This is a genomic window from Treponema parvum (assembly GCF_017893965.1).
Classification (GTDB): domain Bacteria; phylum Spirochaetota; class Spirochaetia; order Treponematales; family Treponemataceae; genus Treponema_D; species Treponema_D parvum.
Genome location: NZ_CP054142.1, coordinates 1,106,151 through 1,127,524 on the forward strand (window position 1 = coordinate 1,106,151; position 21,374 = coordinate 1,127,524).

The 21,374-nt window shown below is 41.6% G+C and carries 18 protein-coding genes and 2 tRNA genes; 12 read left to right on the forward strand and 8 right to left on the reverse strand.

Annotation, left to right across the window (positions count from 1 at the left end):
• Positions 1 to 2: 2 nt before the first annotated feature.
• The 7 genes from HRQ91_RS04900 to HRQ91_RS04930 all read left to right on the forward strand — a co-directional run bounded on the left by HRQ91_RS04900 (position 3) and on the right by HRQ91_RS04930 (position 6,269).
• The gene (locus tag HRQ91_RS04900; RefSeq protein ID WP_210120522.1) at positions 3 to 1,619 is read left to right on the forward strand and encodes an ATP-grasp domain-containing protein; all 1,617 of its coding nucleotides are present in this window, start codon (positions 3 to 5) and stop codon (positions 1,617 to 1,619) included.
• 4 nt (positions 1,620 to 1,623) lie between these two features.
• Positions 1,624 to 2,658, forward strand: a complete 1,035-nt coding sequence (locus tag HRQ91_RS04905) for an N-acetylmuramoyl-L-alanine amidase (protein WP_210120523.1) — start codon at positions 1,624 to 1,626, stop codon at positions 2,656 to 2,658.
• Positions 2,651 to 3,091, forward strand: a complete 441-nt coding sequence (locus HRQ91_RS04910) for a GerMN domain-containing protein (RefSeq protein WP_210120524.1) — start codon at positions 2,651 to 2,653, stop codon at positions 3,089 to 3,091. Before HRQ91_RS04905 ends, HRQ91_RS04910 begins: the two co-directional genes overlap by 8 nt.
• Positions 3,092 to 3,201: 110 nt before the next feature.
• Positions 3,202 to 4,326 carry a flagellar filament outer layer protein FlaA gene (locus HRQ91_RS04915; protein WP_210120525.1) on the forward strand — a complete coding sequence of 375 codons (1,125 nt, stop codon included), beginning with the start codon at positions 3,202 to 3,204 and terminating at the stop codon, positions 4,324 to 4,326.
• Between the two features lie 231 nt (positions 4,327 to 4,557).
• Entirely contained in the window at positions 4,558 to 5,958 is a 1,401-nt protein-coding gene (locus HRQ91_RS04920) for a (p)ppGpp synthetase (RefSeq protein ID WP_246473288.1), read from the forward strand.
• Between the two features lie 127 nt (positions 5,959 to 6,085).
• A tRNA-Lys gene (locus tag HRQ91_RS04925) sits at positions 6,086 to 6,158 on the forward strand.
• 39 nt (positions 6,159 to 6,197) lie between these two features.
• A tRNA-Glu gene (locus HRQ91_RS04930) sits at positions 6,198 to 6,269 on the forward strand.
• Between the two features lie 144 nt (positions 6,270 to 6,413).
• On the opposite strand, the gene uxaC is transcribed toward HRQ91_RS04930, so the two are convergent.
• The 7 genes from uxaC to HRQ91_RS04965 form a co-directional block, all read right to left on the reverse strand.
• A complete protein-coding gene (gene uxaC / locus HRQ91_RS04935; RefSeq protein ID WP_210120526.1) occupies positions 6,414 to 7,805 on the reverse strand; it encodes a glucuronate isomerase in 1,392 nt (463 codons plus the stop codon).
• A gap of 133 nt (positions 7,806 to 7,938) precedes the next feature.
• Positions 7,939 to 9,225 (reverse strand): TRAP transporter large permease, encoded by a 1,287-nt coding sequence (locus HRQ91_RS04940; RefSeq protein WP_210120527.1) that lies wholly within the window; start codon positions 9,223 to 9,225, stop codon positions 7,939 to 7,941.
• Entirely contained in the window at positions 9,210 to 9,728 is a 519-nt protein-coding gene (locus tag HRQ91_RS04945) for a TRAP transporter small permease (protein WP_210120528.1), read from the reverse strand. Before HRQ91_RS04945 ends, HRQ91_RS04940 begins: the two co-directional genes overlap by 16 nt.
• Positions 9,729 to 9,955: 227 nt before the next feature.
• The gene (locus HRQ91_RS04950) at positions 9,956 to 10,942 is read right to left on the reverse strand and encodes a C4-dicarboxylate TRAP transporter substrate-binding protein (RefSeq protein WP_210120529.1); all 987 of its coding nucleotides are present in this window, start codon (positions 10,940 to 10,942) and stop codon (positions 9,956 to 9,958) included.
• Positions 10,943 to 10,964: 22 nt separating this feature from the next.
• Positions 10,965 to 11,738, reverse strand: a complete 774-nt coding sequence (locus HRQ91_RS04955; protein ID WP_210120530.1) for an SDR family NAD(P)-dependent oxidoreductase — start codon at positions 11,736 to 11,738, stop codon at positions 10,965 to 10,967.
• 11 nt (positions 11,739 to 11,749) lie between these two features.
• Entirely contained in the window at positions 11,750 to 12,412 is a 663-nt protein-coding gene (locus tag HRQ91_RS04960) for an RraA family protein (protein ID WP_210120531.1), read from the reverse strand.
• A 142-nt stretch (positions 12,413 to 12,554) separates the two neighbouring features.
• Positions 12,555 to 13,625 carry a mannonate dehydratase gene (locus HRQ91_RS04965; protein WP_210120532.1) on the reverse strand — a complete coding sequence of 357 codons (1,071 nt, stop codon included), beginning with the start codon at positions 13,623 to 13,625 and terminating at the stop codon, positions 12,555 to 12,557.
• Positions 13,626 to 13,709: 84 nt separating this feature from the next.
• Here HRQ91_RS04965 and HRQ91_RS04970 point away from each other — a divergent pair, with 84 nt between their 5' ends.
• The gene (locus HRQ91_RS04970; protein ID WP_210120533.1) at positions 13,710 to 14,561 is read left to right on the forward strand and encodes a helix-turn-helix domain-containing protein; all 852 of its coding nucleotides are present in this window, start codon (positions 13,710 to 13,712) and stop codon (positions 14,559 to 14,561) included.
• Between the two features lie 47 nt (positions 14,562 to 14,608).
• Here HRQ91_RS04970 and HRQ91_RS04975 read toward each other — a convergent pair whose 3' ends face one another.
• Entirely contained in the window at positions 14,609 to 15,808 is a 1,200-nt protein-coding gene (locus tag HRQ91_RS04975; RefSeq protein ID WP_210120534.1) for an ROK family protein, read from the reverse strand.
• A gap of 233 nt (positions 15,809 to 16,041) precedes the next feature.
• On the opposite strand from HRQ91_RS04975, the gene HRQ91_RS04980 reads away from it, so the two are divergent.
• From HRQ91_RS04980 to HRQ91_RS04995, 4 genes are all read left to right on the forward strand, one after another.
• Positions 16,042 to 17,430 carry a hypothetical protein gene (locus tag HRQ91_RS04980; RefSeq protein ID WP_210120535.1) on the forward strand — a complete coding sequence of 463 codons (1,389 nt, stop codon included), beginning with the start codon at positions 16,042 to 16,044 and terminating at the stop codon, positions 17,428 to 17,430.
• A gap of 173 nt (positions 17,431 to 17,603) precedes the next feature.
• On the forward strand, positions 17,604 to 18,623 hold the full coding sequence (locus HRQ91_RS04985; RefSeq protein WP_210120536.1) for a sugar ABC transporter substrate-binding protein: 1,020 nt from the start codon (positions 17,604 to 17,606) through the stop codon (positions 18,621 to 18,623).
• Positions 18,624 to 18,679: 56 nt separating this feature from the next.
• The gene (locus HRQ91_RS04990) at positions 18,680 to 20,206 is read left to right on the forward strand and encodes a sugar ABC transporter ATP-binding protein (protein WP_210120537.1); all 1,527 of its coding nucleotides are present in this window, start codon (positions 18,680 to 18,682) and stop codon (positions 20,204 to 20,206) included.
• Between the two features lies 1 nt (position 20,207).
• Positions 20,208 to 21,356, forward strand: coding sequence for a sugar ABC transporter permease (locus tag HRQ91_RS04995; protein ID WP_210120538.1), 1,149 nt, complete (start codon positions 20,208 to 20,210; stop codon positions 21,354 to 21,356).
• The last annotated feature ends 18 nt before the right edge of the window (positions 21,357 to 21,374 follow it).

A 21,374-nucleotide genomic window follows, 5' to 3' on the forward strand; every position in this document is an offset into this window, starting at 1 on the left:
TTATGGAAAATATATTGATTTTAGGCGCCGGCCTTATGCAAAGGCCTGCAATTCTTGCGGCAAAAAAAATGGGTTTCCGCGTCGCGCTTGCCGACGGGAATCCCGACGCCGTCTGTGTTCCTCTTGCGGACGAATTCAGACCGATCGATCTGAAAGATTCCGAAGGTCTTATAAAATTCGCTTTGGAACTTAAAAAAGGGGGAGGACTGAAGGCCGTTTTTACGGCCGGAACGGATTTTTCGTCTTCGGTCGCCGCCGTTGCGGAAAAGTGTTCGCTTTACGGGCATTCTTTAAAAGCAGCTGTGAATGCGAGCGATAAAACAATTATGCGCTCCTGTTTTGAAAAAGCGGGAGTTCCGTCGCCGAAATTTAAAAAACTTACGACAAAAAATTTTGACGCCGCAGTTTCAGAAGACGACCTTCCTCTGGTAGTAAAGCCCGTGGATAATATGGGCGGGCGGGGCTGCCGCATGGTGAGAAGCCTAAAAGAATTTTCTCCTGCGATTAAAAACGCCGTACAAAATTCAAGGACTTCGAGCGCCATTCTCGAAACCTATATGGAAGGTCCTGAATTTTCGATCGATTCCCTTGTTTATGACGGAAAGCTCGTGATAACAGGCTTTGCCGATCGGCACATAAAATATCCTCCGTATTTTATAGAAGTGGGACACACTATGCCCACCGCCTGTTCTTACGAGCAGTATTGCGCTCTTGTGTCCGCTTTTGCGCTCGGCGTACGTTCTTTAGGGCTTACGCACGGAGCTGCAAAAGCGGACATAAAGTACACGAAAGACGGACCAATGATCGGAGAAATAGCCGCACGACTTTCCGGCGGTTATATGTCGGGATGGACATATCCGTATGCGTCCGATTGCGATCTTACGAAAGAGGCTCTGATCCTTTCCTGCGGGCTTACCCCCGAATATCTTGAGTCTCATAAAAGGCCGTTGGACTATATCCCGCCCGAATCGCAAAAAAATGCGCCTAAACCGTTTGAGCTTTTTGACGTTCCTTGCGTGCGCACTTCGGCCGAACGCGCGTGGATTTCAATTCCGGGAACCGTAAGCGATATTATCGGGCTTGACAAGGCTTCGGAAGTTCCGTTCGTAAAAGATGTGCTGCCTCGCGCGAAGGCGGGAAGCGTTGTGTCTTTTCCCCGCAACAATGTCGAAAAATGCGGAAATATAATAAGCGCGGCTCCTTCGAGAGAAGACGCCGTCGCCGCTGCGGAGAGCGCCGTTAGTCTCATCACTGTACGGTTAAGGCCGAATAACCCTGTTACCGACTCTTTCCTTTCGGGAATTTCAGAAATTTCGGAAAAAGGATTTCCGCCTTCATCGTATGAGCCTGACGAAAAAACTTCGGCCGAGCTTAAAAAACATAAAGACCGCATGGGATCGATCCCCTCCGACACCCCGCTTAAATCCGCGCTGCCGGATTTTCTTCGGGAATTTGCAAAAAAAGGCGACAAGGATTGGAACTATCTCACTATTGAACAGACATTGGAAAGATTCGACCTTTTATGTCCCAAACACAGAAAATTCGATGCGTTTAGGTTTTGGACAAGGCTCCTTCGCGGCGGAATACAGGGAGTTTTATATGAAGCGGACAGCGAGTGATCTTATGTTAAAATTTATTTTCAGGCCGTTTTACTTTACCGTATTGTTTATGTTTTGCATCCTTCCCGCATTTTCAGCGGATCTTTTGTCCGAAGCCGCAAGCAAGGGAATCACCGTGTATTGGGATCCGCTTTCGCAGTCGGGCTTACTTGAAAAAAACGGGCATCAGATCTCTTTCCGTGCGGGAGACAATCTTGTTTTGTTAGACAACCGCAAACTTTTGATGATAGAACCTCTTGTTTTTTCCGACGGCGCTCTGACGGCCGGTAAAGACTTTCTCGATAGAAGCGAGCAATTTTTCCGTTCTGAAACGGACGGAAATTCTTTTCGCATAGGGGCCGTAATAGTAGATCCCGGACACGGCGGAAAAGACCCCGGCGCCATGGCTGTGCACACGATCAACGGCAAAAAAGTAACGCTTAAAGAAAAAGATCTCACTCTTACAGTAGGCAAGATCCTTTACGCGCATCTTAAAAGCGGTTATCCCGATAAAAATATCCTTCTCACCCGCGATTCCGACAAATTTCTTTCTTTAAGCGAACGCACGGAAATAGCCAATTCGGTAAAACTGAAGGACAACGAAGCGGTAATCTATATATCGATCCATGCAAACGCTTCTTTGGACAAAAAAGCTTCGGGCTATGAAGTGTGGTATCTCACTCCGGATTATAGAAGGACGGTCATTTCCCAAAACAGCGGACACGACGATTCTCTTTTTCCTATCCTTAATTCAATGATGGAAGAGGAATACACTACGGAAAGTATCCTTATCGCAAAATTTATCATGGACGGTCTTCAGGCGCAGATCGGAAATCGAACGGTTGCGAGAGGGATAAAGGCGGAAGAATGGTTTGTCGTGCGCAATGCAAAGATGCCCAGCGTTTTGGTTGAAATGGGATTTGTAACAAATGAAAACGAGGCAAAGCTTTTGAACGACAGTTCATACTTGAAAAAGACCGCAAACGGAATATATAATGGATTGAGCGCCTTTATGACGCATTTCGAACGTTCCAGAGGATTTACGAAGATAAATGACTGAAAAACAACGTAAAATACTTATAATATTTCCCGCGGCGGTTTTCGTAATATCTCTTTTCTTTTGGATCGTAAACAGGCCCAAAACAAGATATGTACTGTTTTTCGAGTCCTTCGATAAAGGAAGGCAATGTCTCGAAGAACGTTATTTCCCGCATATTGAAAAAGAAAGGCGGCTGCAGTTTTTTGTAAACGAACTTCTGCTCGGGCCGCAAAATCCCCGCTGTAAGCTGCTTTTCCCAAAAGGGACGCATATGCTTTTTTGTTTTTTTGACGGCGGAACACTGTTTGTTAATTTTTCAGGCGACATAGTAAAAAGCGACGACGCCGCGTCCGAAATAAATGCGGGATTCGATCTTTTAAGAAAAAATATTTTACATAATTTTAAATATGTAAAGAAAATTGAAATATTTGCCGATAATAAAGAGGTTTTTTGAAAACGTTTAAAATGGAAACGACTTTTGTAAGAAACCGTTGACAAAATCATTGCATTAATGGATACTTATAGAACAAGGCTACATCAATTAGGTTTAAAAGGAGCTTCAGAATGAAGAGAAAGTCTTATTTTTTAACAGTTATGCTGTTATTGGCGGGAGTTTTTGTTTTTGCTGAAAAAGCAATGCTCATTGATTTTTCATTGCTCAATGCTGATATCATTCAAAAACTTGATCTGCAGGGTCAGCCTGTAAGCGATAAAGACGGTAATCCGGTCTACACACAAAATAAACGGACGACAATGGATTATTCGGTCGCTGCCGGCGCAACATTTACCGACGATCAGAAAGCGCTTATGAAAACGTCTCTTGCGATGCCGGAATGGGAAGTTGTTTTAAATTCTTCCGCGAAAAACGTTTCCAGCATGAATCTTTCGAAAGTCGTTGCGGTTAAAGTTCAAAACCCGCAAAAAGAAGAAGGCGTTACGGCCGCTTTGGCGGACAAGACCGTAATGGGCGTTCGCGTAGTTTTCCCCGTAACTGCAAATAATGCAAATGCGAAGATAGTTCCTCCGTTTGAAATTCCGGCTTACGAACCGTACAGAGAAGCCGGCGATGACGGCGCGCGCACCGGAGATCCCGTAGCCGCTCCAGATTCCGAAAACAAGCTTTATAGAAACGATAACAATACGCTTTTTGAAGGCGGATACGGCCTTTTAAAGAACGTAGGAGCTATCAAATCCATTTCAGTAACTACCATGGGTATGAATTTCCCCCACGGTCTGTACGTAATGCTCAAAGATACGGATGATGTTGAACGCCGCTATTTTATGGGATATTTGGGTTTTGACGGCTGGAGAAGTCTTCAGTGGAACAATCCCGCCTATATCACGGAAATTCGTAACCGCGAGATCCGTGTAGTTCCTATTTATCCGCGCGGACTTCCGTTTGTAAAATTCACAGGTTTCCAAGTTACACGCGATGCGGCTCATGTGGGCGGCGATTTTATCGGATATTTCAAAGACGTTCAGCTTATCTATGACCGCGCTCTTCTTTCTTCAGAACGCGATATCCGCGACGAAGACGTGTGGGGAATCATCGGCTATAAAGAAACTTTGAAGCAGCAGGCTGAAATGCTTCGCTTCGGCGACAAACAAGTTGACCGCTATCTTGAAAAGATCAATATGGCCACTGATGAAGCCTTTACAAGTGATGAATACGCAAAAACACAGCAGTAAGTTGAATTAAATGTCCATTGAAATACAACAGTCGAACAAAATATCGATTTTTGCGACTGTTGTATTTGTGCGCTCTTTGCGCTATGAAAGTCGGTTTAAAAGCAGAAAACTTTTGAGCCGGCTTTTTTTTATTCGTGCGGAGGATCAATATTCCGGCGCCGATTGAAGCTTTGTTGGGAATTTGCGTCGAGTTTGTTGATTTCCCGTATCGGTTTGTAAAGTGGGTTGACTATGGATATGCAAAATGCGAACGGCGAAAATTACGTATTACCTGAAAAAAATACTATAAAAAATATTTATGAAAAATATACGCCCCTCCTTTCCGCCATTGTAAAAAACATAGAACAAAGTTTAAAAGACACGCTTTTGTTGCGTTCAAATCCTACGTATAAATCGCGCATAAAGACTTTTGCAAGCTATTATCGTAAAATTCTCCGCGTAAAAAAAAGACAAGAATTCGCAAACGACGATGTCTTGATCTGTGTAAGCGATATTCTGGGAATCAGGGTTATATGCGCTTTTTTGGAAGACCTTTCCGTAGTTGAACGGCAGATAAAAGAAAATTATGTCGTAAAAGAAGTGGAACACAAGGGAAATCCGAATAATTTTAAAGAATTCGGATATGAATCCGTGCACATTTTGATTGAAATCCCGCCTTCATGCGTGCCTGAAAATCTGTTTGGCTGTGCCGAGCAGATTTCCGATCCGGGCGGCCTTATTGCCTCGGATAAGGCGACCTCGTCAGATCAACTGTCCGACAAATCGTTTCATAACCCGTCCGGTAAAGCTTTTGATGATGCTAAAGAAATTGCACCGTTGGAAATTCCTAAAGATCTTGTATGTGAAATTCAGGTCAGGACAATCTTGCAGGATGCATGGGCCGAAGTTGAACATGAACTTATATATAAAAGCGAATTTTCTCCTACCGATATTCCCCTGCGCAGAAAACTTGCGTCCATGAATGCGTCCTTAAGTCTTGCCGACATAATTTTTCAGGAAATACGAGACTATCAAAACAAACTGCAAAGAGAAATGGATCAGAGACGGCAGACTTTTTATTTTAAAGCCGATAAGCTCACTCACGAAGAGGGGGATAGGGAAACTTATCTTAATAAGAATATTGAACGGATTTCCCCGTTTGTGCGAGGAACTATAGACGATCTGATACTCGAAGCGCTGCACGCGCACAATACTGGCGATCTTGACAGAGCTGTAGAGATCTATACGGCGATTCTTACCTCCGATCCCAAGCCTCCGCCTGCCGTTCTAACCGTCATATACAAGCACCGCGGCATGGCGTATTTTTCAAAAAATGACTTTGAGAAGGCATTAAATGATTTTAAAAGCAGTTTTGATCATGACTGCAAAAATTACAGAGCTCTGTACTACCAGGGCATTGTTCATATGATCAAGGACGATTATAAGGAAGCGGTGGAATGTTTTTCTGCTTCGCTTGCGATCAACGAATATCAGTCTCACGCTTTTTATAGAAGGGCTTGGGCTTATTATAAGATGCACGAGTACGGAAAATCCTTGCTCGATCTTACAAATGCCGAAAGGCTCGGACTTGATAACGACGATTGTAAGACCCTGCATAAAAAGCTCATGGATAAATTGGATATGGGAATGTGACGGTAGTTTGCCGCCGGTGTCTGCATTTTTAAAGATATGCGTGTGTTGCGACAGAATCGGTACTTGACACTTTTTCATAAAAAATATATATTTACTAAATATCACGGCAAATTGCTTTGTGACGCGTGGGCTACTAGCTCAGTAGGTAGAGCAACGCCCTTTTAAGGCGTGGGTCTCGTGTTCGAATCACGAGTAGCTCATAAAAAGCAGAAGTTTTTGACCTCTGCTTTTTTTTACCGGTCTCCTTCGTCTAGTGGTTAGGACATCGGGTTTTCATCCCGACAACAGCAGTTCAATTCTGCTAGGAGATGTTAAAAGGCTTGAATTATAATAAATTCAAGCCTTTTTTGTGTGAATTTTACGATCTTTTAGCGGCTTTTAGCGGACACCGAACGCTCTTATCAAGCCCTTTTTACGGTTTGTGTCACCGGCGTGGCCGGTTCCCCGTATTAAAATTATCCGAATAAATATTTTATGACGTTGTTGTAACAGATATCTTCCGTAAGTTTTTTTATATTCCCGGCGTAAGGATATTCTCCTTTTTCGACATAAGAAGCCAGATATGTGCATAATATTCTTCTAAAATAATCATGCCTTGAATAGGACAGAAAGGATCTGGAGTCGGTAAGCATTCCGATAAAAGTTCCCAGAAGACCTGTGTTTGCAAGGGCATCCATGTGCTCAATCATGCCTTTTTTGTGATCCTGCATCCACCATGCGGCTCCGAGCTGCATTTTTCCTCTTATTCCTTCTTCATGAAACGTATAGCAAAGAGACGCCAGCGTCCAAAGATCTTTCGGATTTAAAGAAAATAGAATAGACTTTGATAGGATGCCGTTTTCCTCGAGAAAGTTAAAGAGTTTACCCAGAGGGAGCGCCATTTCGTTGTCTCCGGCGCTGTCATATCCGCAGGCTTCTCCTACCTCTTTTACCATTTTCATATTTTGGTCTCTGTTGCATCCCGCGTGCAATTCTACCGCCCAATTTCTTTTATGATATTCGGAATATAAAAATACTAGCAAAGTGCATTTCCATGAAGATGCTTCTTCTTCGGTTACGGTTTTTGATGCAACGGCCTTTTTAAATATTTCGTCCATTCCTTTGTCGTTTAAGAGAGAAAATTTAAAAGCGTTAAGATCGTGATCGCTTGCGACGCAGCCGTGTTCCAAAAAATCGTTCATCCTCTTCACTAAGGATTTTTTTAAGTCTTCATAGGAATTTATCGGTCCGCAAATTAAGGACAGAGCTTTAAGTTCGGGAATAAACTTGTAACTGTTTACGCCTAGAATTTTATCCGGCCGCCAAGCGGGAATGACTTTGCATTCAGGCCATTCGCTCTTGAGTTTCTTGTGGTAGGACAGGTCGGCGGACGCATCTTCCGTGGTACATAGTCCTTTTACGTTGTATAAAGAAAGCATCTTCCTCGGAGACAGCCGTTTTTGGGAAATATCGGCGTTCGCTTTGTCCCATATGCGTTTTGCGCTTTCGCGCGTTAGAGGCTCCGTTATGCCGAATACGTCTTTAAGCTCGCAGTATGTCCAATGAAGCACGGGATTTCCGACGGCGTAGGGCAGCGTATCTACAAAGGCGAGGTACTTGTCATAGACGTCACCGTTTCCTGTAACGTTTTTTTCATCCGTGCCGAAGGCTCTTATGAGTCTCCATTTATAATGATCATGATCGAACCACAGTCCGCCCAGGGATGAAAAGATTTTGTCTTCGTATATTTCTTTGGCGGAAAGATGACAGTGATAATCGAATATAGGCATGTTTTTTGCGTGCTTTTCGTATAATTCTACGGCTAAAGGGCTTTCAAGCATAAAAGTCTCTGAAAAAAAATCTTTCATCTTATGTATCCTTATGTTTATTTAAAATAAGATATGAACCGTATTATGAATTACGATACGGTCGTCTTTGACTGAGCTAAAGCCCGAACTGCGGTCGCAGTTCGGGCGTAACGATTACGGATGTTTTTTTGCGTTACCGATACAACAGGTTCGGTATGAACATTGTAATCTGCGGAATAAATACCAGAATAATCACTTCGAGCAGAACGGCCCCGAAGAACGGTAACGAGTACTTTATATAATCTTGGATCGAAGTTTTATGGATACCGCATACGATGTAGATTGCCGTTCCCACAGGAGGTGTCATACATCCCATCGTAACGATAGTCATCATACACACTCCGAAATGTACGGGATTTATTCCCAGTTCGGTTACTACCGGAAGAAAAATCGGCGTAAGCAGAAGAATGTTTACGTTGGAATCTACCAGCATGCCTGTGATAAATAGAAAGCCCAACATTATTAATACCATGATCTGAGGATTATCCGTAATTCCGATAAGGAACGAAGACATAATTTTGGGAACATTTCCATAAGTCAGAGCGTAACTGAATATACCCGATAGAGCGATGATGAATATTATAGCGCCGGTGTCTATGACGGCGTTTTTTAGACTTTGAATAAAACTCTTAAGTGTGAGCTCCTTGTACACAAAAACGCCGACGGCTATGGAATAGACAACTGCAAAAGCTCCCGCTTCGCTCGGTGTAAAAACTCCGAACCTTATACCTACGATGAGGATTATGGGAAACATCAGCGCCCATATGGAAGATTTAAGATTTTCTCCCAATTCTTTTAAAGTAAACCATTTTACGTCGCTTTTCGGCACGTCGTAGCCGTTCTTTCTGCATGTCAGCGTGACAGTTCCCATGAGTGCAAAACACATTAGCATACCGGGCAAAAGACCGGCGGCAAACAGCTGTCCTATGGAAACCTCGCCGACAAAACCGTATAGGATGAGACCTAAACTGGGCGGAATTGTAGCCGTAATCAAACTTGTAAGACAGGTAAGGGAGCATGTGTATCCTTTGGGGTACCCAAGCCTGTCCATGTCCGGTCCCAGAATCCTGATTTCCATGCCTGCGTCTGCGCATGCAGAACCGGAAACGCCGCCCATTAGAGTTGAAAGGACTACGTTTACTTGAGCCGTCCCTCCGTACATCTTTCTTGTAAGAAGACGGGCAAGGGATAACAGGTGCTTCGTTATGCCGGTCTCATTCATTAAATTTCCTGCGAAAAGAAAAAAAGGCACGGCTAAAAATGCAAAAGATTGAGTTTGAGCGACGACGCGCTGAACAAGAACTGTCCACGGAATTTCATCGTTGATCAGAAAATATCCGCCGCCTGAAATTCCTATCACAAAGGCGATAGGCATACCGATAACGAGAAGCAATACAAATAAAATCAGTAACAGCCACATTTTTCTTCCCCCTTATCTTCATCCGATGATGATATAACCGTTGAAAGATTGTGTATTATGCTCATGATCATAAAGATCGACGCACACGGAAGACTTAGCGTTACAAAGCTGTAACTGACCGAAAGTGTCTGAAAGCTTCTGTTCCAGTTTTTTATAGCCAGCGGAAAACCGTATCTAAGTAGAATGATTACAAAGAAAAACATGAAAATATAAGTTAAGATTTTACAAATCTTTTTAATTTTAGGCGTCATACGCATGGTGACGATGTCCACGCCTACCAAAGATCCCTTTCTAAGAGCTATGTCGGCGCCGAAAAAAGCTGTCCATGCAAAACACAGTTGAGATATGTCAACTGTCCAAGAGACCGGAGTATTGAATTTTCTCAGGATGGCGGATACGAAAACAAGTGAGACGATGGTAAAAAATAAGATACAGCAAAATACCATCTCCGCCTTGCAAAGCTTGTCGTAAGCTTTTGATAATCTAGTTATGAACCTTTCCATTAGGGAATCTCCAAATTATTTTAGGATCATCACTGCCGTAATTTTAAAACAGGCGCGATGATAAAACAACTTATGGGAACGGGGCTGTCTCAAAAGACGGTTGCTTTTTCGACAGTCTGTTCCCTATATCATAAGTTGCGGCGTTTTTAGATTATCGTGCTAAAAGCTTAACCTAAAAACACGTAGAACACTTTTAAAAATTTATCAGAGTTTTTCAGAAAGTGCCTTTATTTTTTTCCAAGCTGTTTAAAGAGCTCGTCTCTCAGCTTCGTATAGCCGAGAGTAGCATAAACAGGCTGGACTGCTTCAATAAACGGAGTTTTGTCGAGATCTCGAATGATCATGCCCTTAGCCGCCATTTCTTTTTCATATTCGACGGTAAGCTTTTTTACGAGGGCTTGATTTTCCGTTCCTACTTCTCTGAATGTTTTTACAAAGAGATCCTGAGCTTCTTTGCTCCATGAATTGAACACGTCCGCACCCATAACTACGCATCCGATAAGCTGGAAATGTCCCGTTCTGTTTGTAACTTTTGATATTTCATAAAGCCTTGTCGCATAAGACGAAGGTGTCTGAACTTCGGCGCCGTCTATAGCTTTCTGCTGAATTGCCGAATATACTTCGGACCAAGCCATAGGTGTGGGAACTGCTCCCATCGCCTTAATGCTTTCGGTATAAAGCGGAGAACCGATCGTTCTGATTTTTAAGCCCTTCAGATCAGAAGGCTTGTTGATTTCTTTGTCACAGACAAAATTTCTGGCTCCGGAGTACCAGTTGGAGGTGATCAGTTTAAGACCGAATTTCTTTTCAAATTCTTTTTCCCATTCTTTATAAAGAGGCGTTTGGATGAGGTCGTTGAGACCTGAAGCGTCTTCGAACATGTAAGGCATCTGGATGACGCCGAAGTCGCTGATATAGCTCATGATACGGCCGGGGTCGGTAACCGTAAGAACGGGCGCACCCTGAAGTCCCTGTTCCACTATATCGTCCGTGTCGCCGAGTGCGGAAGAAGGAAATACTTCAACTGCAAACAGTCCCGATGCATTGAGACGTTTTGCAACTTCATAAAGTCCCATAGTCTGGGTATCTTTTTCTCCGGCCGTGTTGCCGAATTTCATCTTGTACGGTCCCTTGGAAGAGCTTTCTTTTGAACCGTTTGCGAATATCATTCCTGCCATAAACAGAATGGTCAGAAGACCTATAATTTTTTTCATTTTACTATCTCCCTTTTCTAAATTAAAAACCTATGGAGCATCCCCCGTCTACAGGGATGGATACGCCTGTGACAAAGCCGGAAGCGTCGGAAGCAAGATACAATCCCGCCCATGCTACGTCTTCAGGTTTGCCGTAAATTCCCATCGGAGTATGTCCTAGAATTTTTTTCTGGCGGGGTAAATCATCGTCAACCGCTTTATGAAACATCGGAGTGTCTATAAAGCCGGGCGCGATAGCATTTACTCTTATACCGAAAGGCGCAAGATCGCCTGAAAGGCACTTAACCATTCCGAGCACCGCTCCTTTTGCGGACCCGTATGCGGCTACTTTTGTAAGCGCAAGATAAGCGGACATGGAAGATATCATAATAATGCTTCCGCTATGTTGCTTTTTCATATACGGAACCGCAGCCCTGATAAGCCCGAATGCCCCGACAACATGTACGCCGAGGACCCTCTCAAAATCAGCTTTTGTTATGTCCTCGACTTCCTTTTTGCAATGTACGCCCGCATTGCAAACAACAATATCAATTCTCCCTCCTTTATCGGTAATTTTTTTTACCATCTCGGAATGAAGAGATTCGTCTGTAATATCGTATAAAAGGCCTTCGCATCCGTGTCCGATCTCCTCCGCAGCCTTTTGGACTCTTGTAAGATCGCTTACGCCGGTAATAAAAACCTTCGCACCTGCTTCGGCAAAGCATTTTGCCATTGCATACCCAAGGCCGGTAACGGCGCCCGTAACTACAGCGACTTTTCCTGAGAGGGAAAATTTTTTCTTATAATCGAATTCCACCTCCTTTCTCCTTATAAAATTCCGAATTTTGCAAATGCGGCGGTAGCCGTCATTCCCCCTTCGATAGCTTTGCGAACGATCTTTTCTCCGCGGGCTTTTTCCAAGGCTTTTTCTATAACTTCTTCCGCAACTTTTTGCGGGATAATTAAAACTCCGTCGATGTCGCCGAACACCAAGTCGCCCGGATCTACGGAAACCTGTCCGCATTCGATATGACATCTGTAATCCGCCACTTGGGTTCTTACGGAAGAGTCCTGCGCATATCTGCCTCTGGAAAATACGGGCCAGTTTTGAGCTAACATCTGCGGCGTATCACGGTGAAACCCGTTTATGACGGCGCCTGCGGCTTTTCGTGTGCGGGCTGTCGCAGTAAGAAGTTCTCCCCAATAGGCGCATCTCATAGCTCCGCCTGAAGCTATATATACATCGTCGTTTTCCAGTTGGTCAAGAGCTTCAGTGAGATACCCGAACGGCTTTTTTTGTTTGCCGTATACGTCGATCATCAGAACGGGCATCGCAAAGCCTACGATCTTAAAATCATCTCTCGCAGGCCCTATGCTTTGCGGAAGAAATTGATGTTCGTATCCCACTTCATCTAGGATATCGCCCACTACAGGGGTGTAGAGTTCACTTTTAATAGTATCGAATAAAGATGTAAGATGTTTTTTATCCATAAGTGACCGTCCTCGTTTAAGTACCGCCATGGATGGCGGAAAAATATGTAAAAGCGATATTTTGGCTTTGCCAAAATTCGCCATAAGCCGATGTACACGGAAGTACGTCGGCTTATACTATTTCAGAAGTCCATGTAAACTTTTATTCCTCGTTTACCGTTTTGAGAGCTGCGGTCATATAACCTATGGCATAGGCCATGCCCGCATACCATGCTCCGGGGCAAGACATTTCCGGCGTGTGGTCGGGAATGAGAAGTCCTTTAAATCCGTTTTTCTTTAGAATTTTAAGAATTCTAAACATATCTATATCGCCTTCATCAAGAAAAACCTCGTCGTAGTCGGGAACATGTCCCTTTACGTTTCTGAAATGAACGTAGCTTATCCTGTTTTCCGCTGAAAATTTGTCCGTACAGTCGTAGACGTTGCCTTCGCTCATTTCTTGAATGGACCCCAGACAAAATTCCAGCTGATTCATGGGGCTTTTATTCAAGCCTATGAGTTTTTCATAATACTTGGGTTGAAATACCAAACGAGCGGTTTGTCTTAATTCCGGCATCGGCGGATCGTCGGGATGAAGCGCAAGCGCAACCTTCGCTTCTTCGGCGACCGGTAGAAGCTCGTCAATGAATCTTTTAACCCTATCCCATAGCATGTCGCGGGTGATGGGAGCTACAAACTTTCCTTTTTCTCCCTGCTTGTATGTCATGTTCCAGATTTCGCCGTCCGGAATAGGAGAATCGATATCCAAATCGGACGCATGAAAACACGCGCTTACGGCGCCTCCTCTGGCCACAGGCAGCCTCTGATGTCCCCATACGCCGGCAAAACTGAAATTGTATCCGAAGTTATGAATACCGGCTTTGCCTGCGTTACGGATGATGGTCTTTAGTTTTTCCATCTGTGTTTTTCTTTCAGGGCCGTCTAGAAGTACGTCGTACCAGTCTGACGGATTGAAATTTTCTATTCCGTAGATATTGATTCCTTCTTTTTCTGCCGCGGCTTTAAGGTCTTGCAGGCCGTCGAGCGTCCATACGGGATCGTTTGTATCGCAATTTCCATAGTTGTTTTTTTCATCAGTCGCCGTCACAACGCCTTTTTCTTTAGAATAATAGGAGGCAAGATGAACTATTACGTCCGTGCAGCCCAATTGCCGCGCAAATCGGAAATGTTCGCTGTCCAGCATGTGTCGATATAAACCTATTCCTAATTTCATTTATTAACCTCTGTTTATATAATATTGCAGTTTTATACATAAAAAAGGATTTACAATGAGAATTTATTACTCTATATTGATATTATGATCAGCAGGATAGACGACGAAAAAGCGATTGATTTAAAAAGAGAAGCTAATTATTCGCTGAGATTCGCAATCAACAGTAAAGAATATCCGCAAGTCCACAATTTTTATGAATTTTCACTGCTCATTAGAGGTTCGTTTATAATGACTCATGAAGGGAAGCGGTATAAATTAAATGCCGGAGATCTCATCCTTACGCGGCCCGGAATCATACACAGCAAGATTGCGATCGCCGACGTAGAGTCCGAACATATAAATCTTGCCTTTTTAAAATCTACCATGAATGAAGTTTCAGAATATCTTTATTCCATGAGCGATGAAGAATTTTTTAAAGACAAAGACAGTGTTTATCATCTGTCTCCCAATTATTTGGAATTTTTAAATAATGAAATGTCCAAACTTTCCCCCATCATATCCGATAATCCTGATTTTGAAAAAAGCCATCTGAGATGGCTTTTGGTGGAACTTTTGCACAATGTAATAAATTTAAAAAACAATTCTGCTCCGAGCTATACCAACCTGCCTGTTTGGCTTTCAAAACTGATCGTTGAATTTGACGATCCGAATAGGATAGGGAAGGGGTTTTGTAATATAGTTGCCAAAGTAGGTTTGAGCAGCGAACATATAATTAGGACTTTTAAAAAATACTTAAATTATACTCCGCTGCAGTACTATAATATGAAGCGTTTGCGGATTGCAGCGCATATGCTGTCGCATACCGATGTTCCGATCGCTGTAATAAGCGAAAATCTGGGATTTTGTTCCGCCGCATATTTCTATAAGAAATTCAAAGAAGCGTACGGCACAACTCCCAGATCATATCGTTTAAACTGCGGAATGATCAAAATATGAATCTTTAAAAGGATTAAACGGCCGTCTGATAAGACGGTAGCCGGATTTTACATATCGGCAATTATTTTTATCTCTCTGGTTGTGTGCTCTTTTAACGCGTTTATCGCAGCGCCAACGCATACGGCGTTTTGTTTTAATTTATCCGGAAGAAAATTTGCGGTATCACGGAGCGGAGGAAAATGTTGTTTTGCACATTTGTCTAATGCAATAGTTCTCAGCGACGGTATTTTCTCCAACAGCATTCCTCTTAAAATTATATTTTCCGGGTTTTGGTAGCAGATAAGGTTACAAATTAGAACCGACATATACGTGCTGATCCTGTCGATCAGTTCATGTGTCCAAGGTTTGTCTGCCAGTACCGCAGTCTGTATGTCGTCTAAGGAAGAAATTGAAGGATCAAATTTTTTTGCAAAATCGATTGTCGCTTCTTCCGTAAGATAGGCGGAGGCGCATCCTTTCCTTCCGCAATGGCAAATCTGTGTATTTGAATAGTCGACTATTGTGTGTCCGATTTCTCCGGCCCCGTTGGTATTCCCTCTCAATAATTTTCCGTTGTATATTGTTGCGGCGGCGACGCCGCGTCCAAAACTTATTAAAGAAACATTTTGAAGCTTTAAAGATGAATATTCGAAGACTTCCCCGTTTATGGCGCACTTTATATCATTGTCGACGACTACGGGACGATGAAATGCGTCTTCAACGATTTTTCGTATCGGTACATTATCCCACTTGAGCAAGTCGCTGTATATGCTGTCGCCTGTAATCGGATTGACTACTCCTACTATTCCGATGCCGATCCCCTTGATTTTTGATTTTCTAATTTTGCCGGTTTTTAATAATTTATGGTAAGTTTCTTTTAAAGCATTGAGCAGAATAGTTATGTTATTACTTTCTTTTGCATAATAGTTTTCAGATTTTGAGATTATTTTTCCGCAGAAATCTATAACACATGCATTTATTATTTTATCGGTTATTTCAAACCCTACGTAATTTGCAAAAGCCTTATTTATGGTTAACTGTGTTGCCTTTCGTCCTAATCCATTAGATATGCTAAGATCGGTTTCTATGATCATTTTATTATTAATCAAATCTCCGACGATTCTTGTCGCGCTTGAAGGGCTGATTTTAAAAAATCGTGCAATTTCACTTCTAGATAAGTTTAAGGGTGATCTTAACGCTTCCATGACAATAGCGATATTATTATATTTTATGTTTGATTGATCTTGCGCTTTTAGTAAAGTTTTCAATTAAAATTCCTTTTTCGGTACAACTTTCTGCCATATAGTATATATAAAAATAATAAAAATTTCTAATCAAAAAGTTGCGGAATGAAAAGTAATTTATTTTCCGTTTGCATTACCACATTAACGATTTTTTTTAGTTGACAGATCAAATTTTTCATTTTAATATAATTACATAAAGTTTTTTTATAATTAATTTCATCGTGGAAGAAAATAATTGACAGTTGAAGGGAGTTTTTATGTCTTGCGTTAAAATCGTCGACACCGATTCTTTCTTTTTTGAAGAGCAGAATGTGGTACGGCCAGTTTTTGAAGAAAAAGATTATAAAGTAAGAATTGGCCGCTTATTGAAAGAAATTAAATATGATGAACTTGATTTTGTTGTTATTTATGGAGACAGAGAACATTTTGCAAATATTGAGTACTTTTCGAGCTATGATTGCAGATTTGAAGAAGGTTTGCTAATTATTTCTCGTGATGGTGAAAAAAGCATCGTTACAGGTAATGAAGGATATGCTTACAGTTTTCAAATTCCGTATGAAATTAAAAGGTATCTATATCAAAATTTTAGCCTGCAAGGCCAACCGAGAAATAAGAGCAATGATTTGGACTCCGTGCTGAAGTCCGTCGGGTTAAATAAAAAGTCTAAAATAGGTGTTGTCGGTTATAAGTATTTTTATGAAGACGAAAAGCATATTTTTGATCTTCCCGAGTATATTATGAAGACCCTGTATAATGTCTGCGATAAAGACAATATCATAAACTATACCAATGTTTTAACGGGACTCGATAGGGGTATAAGACTTAAAATTACAACTGCAAAAGAAGTTGCATGGGTCGAATATCAAGCAATAAAATGCTGTGGAGTTGTAAAAAGAATTATATGTAACCTTAGGGAAGGAATTACCGAATGCGAGGCTGCGCAATACGGCAGGGCTGATTTTTCTCCGATATCAATGTTCGGTTTGGTAAATTTCGGGCCGAAAAATGTTTCTATCGGTCTTAGAAGTGGTGATGACACAAAACTGCGTGTAGGAGAAGTCTGCGGCATCTGTTATGCAATAAGAGGCAGCTTGTGTTCAAGAAATGCGATTGCCGCTTATGACATCGAGTCTTGCAATCCCAAACTGAAAGAGCAGGTAGAAGATTTCTACATGGAATATTGGAAAGCCGTGGCGACTTGGCTTGAGAGCGTAAAAGTTAATGAGTCTGCCGGAATTGTTTATGATAAGGTAATGAGGATCATAGGAGACGCAAGGTTTAATGTTGCATTGAACCCGGGCCATAATACTGCTACGGATGAATGGGTTAATTCTCCATTTTATAAAAATTCAAAATATAAAATATGTTCGGGATCGTATTTCCAAAGCGATATGATTGCAAGCAGCAGCGATCCCGTAATGAGCGCTATATGTGAAGATACGATAATCGTTGCGGATGAAAATTTGCGGAGTGAAATCAATAAAGAATATCCTGAAATGTATGCGAGAATTTTACGTCGGCAAACGAAAATGAGAGAACTGCTCGGGATAAATGTAGATGACAGTTTATTGCCTATGTGTAATTTTACAGGCGTTTATTTTCCGTTTGTTTTAAATCCCAAAGTAATGTTCAAAAAAACTAATTAGTTATTCATGATAATTAAGGAGGTTTAAATTGAACGCCTGAAATAGCGTCGTTCAATTTAATTTCGAGTTTTCTTTCGAAAACTCGTATTATAACTGTGCGCAAAGAGCGCACGAAAACGGCATTCTCGGAAATCGAAATTTCCTCGTATGCCGTTTTTATAGGAGGATTTTTTATGAAGAAATTTTTGACATGCGTACTTGCAATTGCACTTGTCGGAGGTTTTGTTTTTGCCGGCGGCGGTAAGGAATCCGGTTCAAAACGAGTTAAAATCGGTGTGGCTCTGGCGTCTCAGGCGCAATATCGCTTTAAATTTGATCAAAAGATAATGGAGAATAAAGCGGCGGAGTTGGGCGCAGACATTATTTTTCAATATGCGAATTATGATGCAACTAAGCAAGCTAATCAGGTAGAAAATTTGATTTCTCAGGGAATAGATGTTCTTATTCTTAATGTTGTAAGCGGAAACATGGTTAATCTTGTTGAAAAGGTACGGAAAGAAGGTATACCGGTTATAACATTTGATAATACTGTAGAAGGCGCTCAAGTAGAACTTAATGTTGATAGGGATAATGTAAAAGTCGGTCAACTGCAATTACAATCCGCTATCGATTTTATCGGCCCCAAAGGCGGAAATGTTGTGCTTGTCAAAGGCGATCCGGGCAGCGCCGTAGCGCAGCGAATCAGTAAGGGATACGATATGGTAGCAGCAAAGAACGCTAATATTAAGATAGTTGCAAATCAGTTTCACGAAGCGTGGTCGCCGGAAAAAGCTTTAAAAACGGTTGAAAATGCTTTGAGCGCCAATCACGACAATATCCAAGCCTTTGTCTGTTCCGCAGACAGTGTTGCTATGGGAATTGTACCTGCAATTAAAGCCGCAAAACTTGACGGAAAAACCTTCCTGTGCGGTATGGACGTTGAAGTATCTGCCGCTAAGTTGATAAATCAGGGTGTTATGACAATGAGCATATGGACTGATATTATTTCCGGCGATCAGAGAACGGTCGAGGCTGCCGTAAAACTTGCAAAAGGTGAAAAACTTGTTCCCGATGAAATTCAGAAAATAGGCGGTTTTGATATTCCCGTATTGCTTGTCGATGTCGTTCCGATTACTAAGACCAATCTTCGCAAGTGGCTTAAAGAGATTGCTCCTGAAGGATGGGCTACCGAAGCTGAAATTTTTGGAAATTAACAAATGAGCTATGGATGTCTGCATAAAAGCAGACATCCGCTTTGTGGAGGTTTGAATTGTGTTCCAAGATAATTTCGCTTAAAGAACTGTCAAAACGGTTTCCGGGTGTATTGGCTGTCGATAAGGCTGGTCTTGATATTGAAGACGGAAAAATTCACGCAATTGTAGGCGGCAACGGAGCCGGAAAGTCGACTCTTATAAAAATGATTTCAGGCGTGTATCCATACGGTACTTATGAAGGTGATTTTTATTTAAATGGAGAAATTTGTCAGTTTAAATCACTTTTAGATGCGGAAGCAAAAGGCATCGCCTTGGTTCCTCAAGATCTCAATATGGTTAATGAAATGACCGTTGCGGATAATTTGTTCATTTCAAATCAACCTACAAAATTTGCTTTGGTCGACCAATATAAAATGATGAGCGATGCGCAAAAAATATTGGATGATTTTGAACTTAAATTGAGCCCTGCAACGCTTGTTAAAGAGATAGGAATCGCTCAAAAACAGCTGATCGTAATTGCAAGAGCGATGTTTAACAGAGTAAAAGTTTTGATACTCGATGAACCTACGGCAACTTTGTCTAACGATGAAAGCGAACTTCTTTTTAGAAAAGTTCGAGAGTTAAGGGAGAGAGGAGTCGCTTGTATTTATATTTCGCATAGATTGGAAGAGGTTGCTTCTATTTCGGATATGATAACGGTAATGCGAGACGGGCGGATTATTGAAACCAGACCGACAAAAGAAATAACCGAAAAGGAAATAGTTTCATTGATGGTTGGGCGTGACGTAAAAGATTATTATCCTGAAAAGACGCATACTCCGGGTGATATATTATTTGAAGCACAGAATCTAAACGTATACAGCAAAAAAATACCGGGATTAAAGATTGTAGATAATGTTTCTTTTGACATAAAAAAAAGTGAAATACTTGCGGTTTACGGGCTTGTTGGATCAGGACGCACCGAAATGGCACAAGGGATCATAGGTTCATGGAAAGGTAATGTCGAATATGAATTAAGAATGAACGGTAAAATTATTGAAAATCACAGTCCTGCAGCCGCATTAAAAAACGGTCTAAGCCTTTTGCCCGAAGATAGAAAAAGAGAAGGAATAATAGGATGTCAATCGGTTACTCATAATATATCCGCATCTTCCTTGGATCGCTTTTCTTTATACGGAGTTATTGATTCGCAAAAAGAAATTAAAAATTCTATAGATAAAATCAATGCCATTTCAATTAAGACGAATTCCATGCGCGCGCTGGTCAATACGTTAAGCGGAGGTAATCAGCAAAAGGTTGTTTTGTCGCGATTGATATCCGCCGAAACTCCTTTACTTATTCTTGACGAGGCTACTCAGGGAATCGATGTAGAAGCTAAAAGTCAAATCTATTCAATATTGGATAAACTTGCAAGTGAAGGTAAATCTATTTTGTTTATTTCTTCTGACATCGCGGAGGTTATGGGGATCGCCGACAGAATTATGATCGTCAGGCAGGGGAAGATTGTAAAAATTTTGGAAAATAAAAATTTGGATAAAGAAAAAGTATTATGGTACGCAACAGTGGGCTTAAACGAGGTGTAGTATGAGCAAATTTTTGGAATATCGAAAATTAATTAAACCTATTGGAATGTTTATCGGAATTATTGCGATGTTATTATTGTTTAACAGTTGGACAAATAATGTATTTTCATCTGTTCGAAATTTGACATTGTTAATGAAGCAGGGATCCGTATTAATGATAGTTGCTTGCGGATTGATGATCCTGCTCATTGAAAGAAATTTTGATCTTAGCGGTGGAGCTGCCGTATACTTTGTAAGTGTTTGCGTATCGATGTTCGTTGTTAATTTTAAATGGAACCTTTACTTATCGATATTTTTGGCAATGCTTATCGGCTTATTGATGGGGGCGTTTAACGGCATATTTGTGGGATTGATCGGAGTTCCTGCGTTTATCGGAACGCTTGCTTCTCAATTGATGTTCAAAGGTATAGGTTATACATGGACGGATGCGGCGACAATAGGTCCGATCCCTGAAAATTTCGCTTGGTTAAGCGAAGGATATATTCCTCCTGCAATAAGCGCTTTGATAATCGGTGCCGTTATGCTTATAGGCATTCTTTATACTTTATATTCGTATAATAAGATGAAATTATGGTACGGCGGTGTTAGAAAGCTTGCGGCAAACTTGGCAGCCATTATTGTTTTGGGCGGCGTGATGCTATGGGTGTTTTTAGGATATTACGGCATACCGATGTGTGTGTTTTTTGCAATGTTAATGGTAGGCGTTACGGCTTTCATCAGTAATAAAACTGTTTTCGGAAGGCACATTTATATTATCGGCGGGAATCCTGAAGCTGCCGCCGTTTCGGGAATAAAATTAAAAAAACGAGTTTTTCAATCATACCTGTATATGGGATGCATATACGGCGTGGCCGGAGTAATTATTTCCGCACGGCTTGGAGGTTCTACTGCAACGAGCGGAAATCTGATTGAACTTGATGCGGTAGCGGCCGCATGTATCGGCGGTACCAGTATGTCTGGCGGTGTAGGGCGTATTTCCGGCGTGGTGATGGGAGTATTCATTTTAGCATGTATCGATAATGTGATGAGCCTTATGAACGTATCTTCATATTTGCAAATGTTTGTCAAAGGTTTCATCCTATTGCTTGCCGTATGTATGGATGTTTATGCCAACCAATCGCGGTTTAAATTGAAAAAGAAAAAATCATAAAATTACGGGAGATTTATT